An 8,761-nucleotide genomic window follows, 5' to 3' on the forward strand; every position below is an offset into this window, starting at 1 on the left:
CCCCCCCCCCCCCCCGGGAGCCAACCCCGGAACCGATGCATTGACCCGGAGGGTGGGGCCAAATCAAAGCAGCACAGTGGGGCCAAATGGGCTTGTCATTCTCAATCGGTCTGGCACGTCAGCCCGGGGCCTCGGGGGCCAGGTTGCCAAGGATGTAGGGATCAGCGAGTCGGCTCGCGCCGCTGGATCAGCCAGGACGCCGTCGACACCGGCGCAAGGAAGGCCTCTCGAGCAACGAGCGTAAGGAGTTGGTCCGGCTGCGTCGGGAGAATCGTCGCCGGCAGACGGAGATCGAGATCATCAAGAAGGCCAGTGCCTACTTCCCCAGGAGAACGTGCTCCCAAAATAGGATTCCGGCTCGTCCACTAGCTTGCCGCGAACGGGTACCCCGTCGCTGTGACCTGCCGGGTCTTGAAGGTCTCTCGGTCCGGGTACTAGTGGCGCGACCGACCGCCGTCGAAGCAGGACCTTGTCGACGCGTACCTGGCCAACGCCATCGTGGACATCTACGCCATGTCACGCGGGCCTCTACGGCGCCCGACGGCTCCACGCCGAACTACGACTGGGCCTTGGTGTCAGGTCGGGCGTAAACAGGGTCGCCCGGTTGCTTCGGGTGACCGGTCGGCGCCGGACCAGCCACCGACACAAGCGTCGTCGCAAGCCCGCTGAGGCGGTCCACCAGGACCTCGTGCAACGACGCTTCGTCGCTGCTGGACCGGACCGGTTGTGGTGCACCGACATCACCGAGCACCCCACCCGGGGCGGGAAGGTCTACTGCGCTGCAGTCCTCGGCGTGTTCACCCGACAAGTCGTGGGCTGGTCGATCGCGGACCGCATGCGCTCAAGCTGGTCGTCGATGCCCTACAAATCGCGATCTTGACACGCCGTCCCGAGACGGTGGTCCACGCCGACAGGGCAGTCAATACACCAGACTGGTTCTTCGGACACCGACTGCGAGACGCCGGCCTGCTCGGATCCATGGGCACGGTCGCACCCAGCGTGAACAACTCGACGATCGAGTCGTTCTGGTCGACTATGCAGCGCGAGCTGCTCGACACCAGGGGCGGTCTGGCAGACACCCCAAGAAGCTGGGAACCGCGATCTCGAGTGAATCGAGGCTTGGTACACCCCCCGCCGACGAAACACGGCTCGGAATGCTCAGCCCCGTCGACTACGAACACCGGTCTCTTCGCACCGCCGCATAAGGCGCAGCATGATCACCACACCACCCGTGTCCGGATAACCGGGGCAGGCTTCCTGCGACGTAAGCGCATACGGCACTCGCCGACCGCAGCGACGAAAAAGCCGATCGTCTCTCACCGCTAGTTGCGAGATCCGAAGGAGATCATCCTTGCCCTAACAACAAGTCAGGCAGCCCTTTGGTCCCCCGACGCTCAGCCCACCGTGTTTGGCCCTGTAGGTTGCAAAGACTGCAGGGGTGCGGTTCCCGCGACCCACGCTCAATATCGCTACGGTCAGAACAGGAGCGGCTCGTGCCCCGCCACGTGGATCACGACGGCCGACGCAGCCGAATCGTCAAGGTGACGATGGGTCTGCTGGCTACAGGCGGTCTTCGCGCCGTCACGATCCGTGAAGTGGCTCGACAGCTGGGCGGCTCTGTGACCCTCGTGACGCATTATTACCCCACACGGTCCGCCATCTTGGACGACCTGGCGAGCCAGCTAATTGAGATCTGGCGGCAGGAAGTCGCCGACATCGACGCGGGTACCGACGAGCCGATTGAACGCCTGCGCCAATATCTGGCGTGGGCGTTACCGACGCGCGCAGAGGCCTTGCGTCGAGAGCAGGCAAGGATTCGCTTGCTCGCGGAGCGCGAGTCCGAGCCAAGCGCCACTGCCACCTTTCAAGCGTTCGACGCGACGATGAGGTGGGACCTGCGCCGACACCTCGAGGGCCTCGTCGACGACGAATCCCTTGAATTCGTGGTCGACCTGCTCCGAGTGGCTGTGACGGGGGTGACCGTTCTCGCGGTCGAGCACGAAGGACGATGGACCCCAAAAAAGCAGTTGCAGTTTGCAGATCAACTGCTTGTGACTGTCGGGATCATGGAGCCCGACTCTCCTAGTCCCTAGCGTCGCATCGCCGTGGTCGTCGCCGTTCGCCTGCCATAGTGGATCGCTGCCTTGAGGTCGTGGACCCGCCAAGCACCTTCGTCTCAACGGCCGCTGAGCTCCTTTTCACGCGAACGTAAGCCCGTCGCCGGTTAGGAGCCGGGTGACTGTTCCCTGCGCAGGAAGAGACGATGAACGGTTCGCCGCTTCTCGGAAGACCCGCGGGGCCCCGGCTCCAGCGTCGATGGTCGATCCCTGCAAGACGTCCTTGACATCAGATGAAGCGTCTGCGCTACTTATGCCACCCGTTGTACAACAAGCGTAACATCCGCGAACGGCAGGTGACACACTCGTGACTTCGCATAGCAGGGGCGCTGGCGGCTCGGCCGAGGGAGGCGTGGAGCGCTCGGAGGCGTTCTCATGGCCAACCAGCGTGACAGGCAACGCCTGGAGCGTGATGCCAGCGGCACCCATAGTGGAGACGCTGGTTCCGGTGCTGCTAGAGAAACCACACGCCGTGGTGATTCAGTTCGAGGACGGGGCCTCGCTAACAGCGGAGGCCCTGCTCGCGCGCGCGGAGCAGTTCGCCGCCTACGTGTCCAAGCGTGTTCCTCGCGGAACTCCTATCGCTGTGGCCATGGGTAACCGTGCCGAATTCTTTATCATATGGCTCGCATTGCTTGGTACCGGCCATCCGATGGTGAACATGAATCCTGCGCTCACCCAAACGGAGGCGGAACACATGCTACGGGACTCTAGAAGTGCGTGGGTTTTAGCCGAGCAGCAAGCGTCTCAACTCTTCCGCTCCGCCCAGACCAAGTGTCCCGATCTATCGGAGGTGCTAATCCTCGGCGAACAGGAACCTGACGGATTGCTTGCCTTTTGCGACGAAGACGATTCGTTTGATCTACTTTCCGCGCCTCCCTCAATTCATGACACGACCTTCATCACTTATACGTCGGGCACCACTGGGATGCCTAAGGGTTGCGCCCACCTGCAAGGCGAAACTTGCAGATACGTTGACGTGGTTGGGCGACTCTACGACCTGCGGTCAACAGACAGCTTCCTCAACCCTCTCCAATTCTTTTACGGGGACTCGATCTGGCTGTTCGCCCTTTCGTTAAAACTTGGTGCGCCATTCGTCTCAATGCGGAAGTTCAGCGTCAATCGATTTTGGTCCGTAGTTCAGCAGTTTGAAACTACCGTGCTGCTGGGTATTGGAGCCATCCCGAATCTTTTGTTGAAACGCGAGCCCACCACCGACGAACAGAATCACACGATGCGAATGGGGCTCTTCACAGACCGGGGTGTAGTAGGGGTCTGAAGCCGCCGGTCTCAAGCAGGCTCCTGGCGATGTAGTTGGTCAGGTTGCGGAACCCGAGCGCTGATCCGCGTAGGTGCTCGAGCCGTCCGTTGATGGCCTCGGTGGGTCCGTTGCTGGTGCCGGGGCGGTCGAAGTAGGCCAAGACGTCCTCGGCGCGCTTCTTGAGGGTCCGGCCCAGGGTGATGACCTCGACCAGCGCCTTCGGGACGCCGGTGCTGACCGATTCGATGAGCTTGGTCATGAGCTCGCGGCCGCGGCGTCTGTCTGGTTCGCGGTAGGCGGTGATCATCCGCTGGTAGATCCCCCAGGTCGCCTCGACCTCGACGTGCCTGTCGTCGGCGAACAAGGCGCGCAGCCGGTCGGCTTGCTTGTCGGTGAGCAGGTCAGACCCGGTGTGCAGGGTCCGCCTGGCTCGGTACAACGGATCGTTGCGGCGGCCGCGGTGGCCGTGGAGGTCTTGTTGGACCCGGCGTCGGCACCGGTCCAAGGCATCACCGGCCAGGCGCACGACGTGGAAGGGGTCCATGACCGCGACCGCGTCGGGGAGTTCCTCGACCGCGGCGGTCTTGAAGCCGGTGAACCCGTCCATCGCCACCACCTCCACGCCCTGACGCCAGTCCTCAGGACGGGCTGCGAGCCAGGTCTTGAAGACCTTCTTCGACCGCCCCTCGATCATGTCCAGCAGCCTGGCGGGGCCGGTGCCGGCGCGCACCGCGGTCAGGTCGATGACCACGGTGACGTACTTGTCGCCGCGTCTGGTGTGGCGCCACACGTGCTCATCGACCCCGATCGCGGTGACACCGTCGTAGCGGTGCTCATCGTCGATCAGCACCCGCCTGCCCTCGGCCAGGACGGCGTCGTTGGCGGTGCCCCACGCGACCCCGAGGCCCTCGGCGACGCGGCTCATCGACAGGTGCCCGACCACGATCGCCTCCAGCGCCCACCGCAGCCCGCGACGAGACAGCTTGGCCCTTGGCTCGGCGGCACGGTGGGTGTCTTGGCGCCACACGTGTTTGCACTCGATGCAGCGGTAGCGGCGCACGGTGATGCGAAGCGTGGTGGGTCGCCACCCGAACGGCTCATGGGCCAGCTCGCGGATCACGGTGTCGCGCGGCGCCCCCTGCCCGCCGCAGCGGCGGCACCACCTCTCAAGTGAGCCTTCGGGCTCGACGACCTTGCAGGCCAGGATCGCCCGCTTCGCCTCGAGCCGTTGACCGGTCACGATCAGCCCGAGCTCATCGAGGCGGCAGAAGGTCGTCAGATCAGCGCAGGCGAAGGCGCCCGCACGGGTAGCGTCGTGCACGTCGAGGTCTTTCGGGTGGCTGGCGTAGGAACCGCCATCTTCGAAAGACCTCGACCTCTATCCCGGCACCGACGCGCCGACCCCGGCCGCGTCGTCCGCTACACCCTCAACTGTGAAGAGCCGCGAATGGCGCTGCAAATCGGAGTTCCACCGCGACACCACCGGGAACTGGTCGAGAGATTCGGATTCCCGTGGTACGACGTTTACGGATTGTCAGAGACTGGACTGAATCTCGCAATGCCCCCCCATCTTGCTGACTCTTACATAGGCACGGGGGCGATTGGGCTGCCTGTCCCGGAGGTGGACGTCGAGATCGTGGATCGAGCGGGGTTGCCACTAACGGGCGAGACCAATGGGGAACTAGCGGTCTCCGGGCCATTCATGATGGCGGGTTACCTGAATAACCCGCAGGAGACTGAGAATGTCACGCTGGGCCGGTTTCTTAGAACCGGGGACGAGATAAGCCGCGACGCGGACGGCATGCACTTCTTCAGGGGACGGCTCAAAGAGGTCATACGGCGGGGTGGCGAAAACATCGCGCCGTTCGAGGTGGAGGCCGTAATACGTTCGCACCCAGCAGTGCACGATGTAGCGGTTGTTCCCGTCCCCGATGATCTTCGTGGTGAAGAGGGGAAAGCTTATGTGGAGTTCACCGGCGTTGAGCGCGTTGACTTCTCAGAGTTGGTGAACTTCTGTACGGAACGTCTCGCACCTCATAAGATCCCGCGCTATTACGAGATTCGGGACCGCCCGTTCCCTCGAACGCCGTCTCAACGAATCAGGAAGGCCCAGTTGAAGGTCGCGGGCGTTCACGCCCTTGATGACGTCTGGGATCGAACCGAAATGAGGGTTCAATGAACAGCCAAGAAGTTGTTGCGTTTGAGAACTTGCCAACCCTGGTTGGTCGGAGATTTGCGTCAGATAGTTTTCGAGTGACCCAGCAGGAGGTCGATACATTCGAAGACATCACTGGGGTGACGACGACGTACGAGGATAGTCTCGCGGCTGACTACCCCGAAGGAATGATCGAAGGCTTCCACTCCTTGGCCCTACTCGACTACCTCGTTCACGGTCTTGTGCGGCCCGACCCAGTCACTTGCTTTACCTTCAACTATGGCGTGGACCGCGTCCGTTTCACGGCTCCACTTCACACGACGGACGAACTATACTTCACGATGGAGATCCGGGCGGCAGAGTCCAGAGGTAAGGGCTACCTGATGAGGTACCACTGTGTGATTGGAGCCGTTGGGCAAGAACGACCTGGGATGGTTGCCGACTGGCTCGGCCTCGTACTCCCGCGTACCACGACTGAATTCAGGAACAAGGACCGCAGCAGCAATCCAATCACTTTTCGGAAGGTTTAGGATATGAGCAATTTGGGGAGACGACGCGGCTTGACGTTCGTCGGTGCGGTGGCGCTTATCGCGGCGGCCGGATGTGGTGGAGATCAATCCGAATCAATCAGTGCCTCCGACGTGGTTGAAGGGGCTCCGGTTGCTGGCACAGTGAAGCCGGACTCGCTCGAGGGGGTCACGGTCAACTACACGTCTTGGGGGGGCGATATTCAAGAGGGGCAGATGGCGGGGGTGAAGGGCTTCGAGTCGGACTCCGGAGCCACGATCGTGGAGGATTCCCCGACGGATTATGCCAAGATCAAGGCACAGGTTGCGGCTGACCAGGGAACGTGGGATGTGGTGGATGTCGAGTCGACCTGGGCAGCAGCTAATTGCGGTTCGCTTCTTATGGAACTCGACGAGAAGATCATCGACCGGTCGGTGCTCCCGCCAGACAATCAAGGATCTGCATGCTCCGTGCCTGTCGTGGGAACCGGAAATATTTTCGCTTACGATGCTGACGAGTTCCCAGAGGCTCCGGATGATTGGCAAGACTTCTTTGACGTGGACCAGTTCCCAGGCAAGCGCGCCGTTTTCGCTGGGAACCCCGCGGCAGTACTCGAAGCAGCGCTCATGGCAGATGGCGTAGCGTCGGAAGAATTGTATCCCCTGGACGTCGATCGGGCCTTCGCTAAGTTGGACACCATCAAGGAAGATTTGGTGTTCTGGTCTACCGGGGCGCAAGCAACACAGATGGTTGAGTCTAGTCAGGCGGCGATGGGCATTTTCTGGTCCGGTCGCGTGTTGGGGGCTGTTGAGAACGGTGCCAACTGGGAGCCTGTTTATGATCGCCCGCTCGTGCAGTACGACGAGCTGGTCATCCCTAAGAGTGCGCCGAATCCAATTGCCGCCATGGCGCTGATCAACTACGCTCTAGGAGCTGAGCAGATGGAGATCGTCACACAGGAAACCAGCTACCCTGGGACCAACGTCAATTCGGATCCGAAGCTTGATCCTCTCGTCGCGAAGTATCAGGCCAGTCAAGCTCCGTACGTTGACCCTGTCACCGTTGATAGCGCATGGTGGGGCGATAACATTGGCAGCCTCACTGACCGGTGGACGACCTGGATCAATGGTTAGAAGCTCGTCCACGGCGGCGCGAGCGCTACGGCCCAGTGCGGGCCGACCGCGGTGGAGTCGAGCGCTGGTGGCCCCTGCGCTTCTTCTCATCGCGTTTGCGATTCTCTACCCTCTTGCCACCAGCGTGTGGCAGTCGATCACCTTGCGGGAGGAGGGGACGAACGCGTACGCATGGGTCTTCGGCAACTCGGTCTACTTAAAGATCATCTGGCGTACCATCACTACGGGTCTCTTTGTTGCGGCAATATGTCTTGCAGCGGGGTACCCGCTTGCTTATCTCATATCGAGCAGCGGGCCACGTGTTGCTGCGGTTCTTATGGTGTTCACCATCCTGCCCTTTTGGACGAGTTTACTGGTTCGGGTGTTTGCTTGGCTTATCTTGTTCCAGCCTCACGGGATTGCGGACAACGCGCTGGGCCTCATCGGGTTCGACGGGGTGCTGTTGGGAACTCGTTGGGCGCCTACCATTGCAATGGCGCAGTTGTTGTTGCCATTCATGGTCCTACCGCTGGTTGCCAGCATGCGCGGCATAGACAAGGGGCTGGTGCGTGCGGCTGAAAGTTTAGGAGCGTCTCCCTTCAGGGCTTTTCGGGCCATATTTCTTCCCTTGTCTATGCCGGGCGTCGTCGCGGGTAGTCTCATCGTGTTTATTATGAGTCTGGGGTTTTATTTGGCACCCGCCCTTCTTGGATCGCCGTCGAGTTCGTTGCTTGCTCAAGCTATGTTTCAACAGGTGGGGTCGTTGCTGAACTTCGGACGCGGCGGGGCGTTGGCAACACTGCTACTGGTCGTCACTTTCGGTGTACTAGGCACCGCGCTTGCGGTTCGCAGAGTGTTGAGCGGGGGGCGACCATGACCGCCGTGCGCGCGCGACGCCTTCTTTTGTGGCTCGCTGGTCTGCTCGTTTTGCTGTGGCTGACTCTGCCAACCTTGATCATCATTCCCGTCAGCTTCACGGACAAGGCGTCGTTCTTATTCCCTCCAAAGGGTTGGTCACTTCGCTGGTACCGAAACCTGTTCGAGGATCCAGCGTGGCGTGACGCTGCACTCAACTCGGTCTTGATCGCAGCGCTGTCAGCATTGATCGCCGTGGTTTTGGGCACAGCGGCCGCTGTAGGCCTCTTTCGATGGGGCAGGCTTCGTGGGAGGGAGCCCATCCGAGCAGCCTTGCTTACGCCCCTCATTATTCCGGAGATCGTACTAGGTATAGGAATATATGCGGCGTTTTTGCGTCTCGGTCTCGTCGGGACGCTGCCTGGCTTTCTTTTAGCCCACTCCGCTTTGGGGATACCTATGGTGGTAACTACGGTCCTCGCGAGTCTCGCCAGTTTTGACGAGAATCTCGAACGGGCGGCAGCTAGCCTTGGTGCCGGTCCGTGGTCGACCGCTCGGCAAGTTACCCTCCCGCTTGTTTCGCCTGGTCTGATAGCCGGGGCGCTGTTCGCCCTCATACTGTCGTTCGATAACGGGCTCTTCACAGACCGGGGTGTAGTAGGGGTCTGAAGCCGCCGGTCTCGAGCAGGCTCCTGGCGATGTAGTTGGTCAGGTTGCGGAACCCGAGCGCTGATCCGCGTAGGTGCTCGAGGCG

9 protein-coding genes are annotated in these 8,761 nt (G+C 61.4%); 8 read left to right on the forward strand and 1 reads right to left on the reverse strand.

What is annotated here, in order from left to right:
* Positions 1-688 precede the first annotated feature (688 nt).
* From QWY28_RS24485 to QWY28_RS22875, 3 genes are all read left to right on the forward strand, one after another.
* Complete coding sequence (locus QWY28_RS24485; RefSeq protein WP_369292711.1) at positions 689-880, forward strand: DDE-type integrase/transposase/recombinase; 192 nt, start codon at positions 689-691, stop codon at positions 878-880.
* A 613-nt stretch (positions 881-1,493) separates the two neighbouring features.
* Positions 1,494-2,093 carry a TetR/AcrR family transcriptional regulator gene (locus tag QWY28_RS22870; RefSeq protein WP_300955233.1) on the forward strand — a complete coding sequence of 200 codons (600 nt, stop codon included), beginning with the start codon at positions 1,494-1,496 and terminating at the stop codon, positions 2,091-2,093.
* A 412-nt stretch (positions 2,094-2,505) separates the two neighbouring features.
* The gene (locus QWY28_RS22875; protein WP_300955234.1) at positions 2,506-3,396 is read left to right on the forward strand and encodes an AMP-binding protein; all 891 of its coding nucleotides are present in this window, start codon (positions 2,506-2,508) and stop codon (positions 3,394-3,396) included.
* Here the strand turns inward: QWY28_RS22875 and QWY28_RS22880 are convergent.
* Positions 3,368-4,699 (reverse strand): ISL3 family transposase, encoded by a 1,332-nt coding sequence (locus QWY28_RS22880; RefSeq protein WP_300955235.1) that lies wholly within the window; start codon positions 4,697-4,699, stop codon positions 3,368-3,370. The two genes, QWY28_RS22875 and QWY28_RS22880, sit on opposite strands and share 29 nt — an antisense overlap.
* Here QWY28_RS22880 and QWY28_RS22885 point away from each other — a divergent pair.
* The 5 genes from QWY28_RS22885 to QWY28_RS24490 all read left to right on the forward strand — a co-directional run bounded on the left by QWY28_RS22885 (position 4,694) and on the right by QWY28_RS24490 (position 8,676).
* Positions 4,694-5,557, forward strand: a complete 864-nt coding sequence (locus QWY28_RS22885; RefSeq protein WP_300955236.1) for an AMP-binding enzyme — start codon at positions 4,694-4,696, stop codon at positions 5,555-5,557. The two genes, QWY28_RS22880 and QWY28_RS22885, sit on opposite strands and share 6 nt — an antisense overlap.
* 74 nt (positions 5,558-5,631) lie before the next feature.
* Positions 5,632-6,063 carry a hotdog family protein gene (locus QWY28_RS22890; protein WP_300955237.1) on the forward strand — a complete coding sequence of 144 codons (432 nt, stop codon included), beginning with the start codon at positions 5,632-5,634 and terminating at the stop codon, positions 6,061-6,063.
* Positions 6,064-6,093: 30 nt separating this feature from the next.
* On the forward strand, positions 6,094-7,173 hold the full coding sequence (locus tag QWY28_RS22895; protein WP_300955238.1) for an extracellular solute-binding protein: 1,080 nt from the start codon (positions 6,094-6,096) through the stop codon (positions 7,171-7,173).
* Positions 7,174-7,240: 67 nt separating this feature from the next.
* Positions 7,241-8,029 (forward strand): ABC transporter permease, encoded by a 789-nt coding sequence (locus tag QWY28_RS22900; RefSeq protein WP_300955239.1) that lies wholly within the window; start codon positions 7,241-7,243, stop codon positions 8,027-8,029.
* A complete protein-coding gene (locus tag QWY28_RS24490; RefSeq protein ID WP_369292712.1) occupies positions 8,026-8,676 on the forward strand; it encodes an ABC transporter permease in 651 nt (216 codons plus the stop codon). Before QWY28_RS22900 ends, QWY28_RS24490 begins: the two co-directional genes overlap by 4 nt.
* Positions 8,677-8,761: the final 85 nt, after the last annotated feature.

It is taken from the genome of Nocardioides oceani (assembly GCF_030412965.1).
Taxonomy (GTDB): Bacteria; Actinomycetota; Actinomycetes; order Propionibacteriales; family Nocardioidaceae; genus Nocardioides; species Nocardioides oceani.

What these genes read in the sequence shown, in the direction of transcription:
- QWY28_RS24490 (WP_369292712.1), top strand. Translation starts at nt 8,026, where the DNA reads ATGACCGCCGTGCGCGCGCGACGCCTTCTTTTGTGGCTCGCTGGTCTG.